We start from the raw sequence: 234 nt of genomic DNA, 5'->3' as shown, positions 1-234 counted from the left end.
CTGTGTCGGCATTACCTATCTTCCCGGTCCGTCTCCAGACAAGTATTTTCGGCGCAGGTGAGCTTAACTTCCGTGTTCGGAATGGGAACGGGTGGACCCTCACCGCAATCAACACCGACTGCTATTTCAACCGTCTCCGGTTAAAACCATAATTAAATTGGTGACCCGTACGGGAATCGAACCCATGTTTGCGGCGTGAGAGGCCGCCGTCTTAACCGCTTGACCAACGGGCCA

The 234-nt window shown here is 53.8% G+C and carries 1 tRNA gene and 1 rRNA gene; both read right to left on the bottom strand.

The features are described from left to right. Positions 1–3: 3 nt before the first annotated feature. A 5S ribosomal RNA gene (gene rrf / locus GPK94_RS05840) occupies positions 4–119 on the bottom strand. 39 nt (positions 120–158) lie between these two features. Next, positions 159–233: transfer RNA gene (locus GPK94_RS05835), tRNA-Glu, on the bottom strand. Position 234 lies beyond the last annotated feature (1 nt).

Origin of the sequence: Pseudoflavonifractor sp. MCC625, assembly GCF_018784545.1 — a bacterium.
Taxonomy (GTDB): Bacteria; Bacillota; Clostridia; order Oscillospirales; family Oscillospiraceae; genus Pseudoflavonifractor_A; species Pseudoflavonifractor_A gallinarum.
This window is presented reverse-complemented; position numbering and strand designations above follow the sequence as displayed.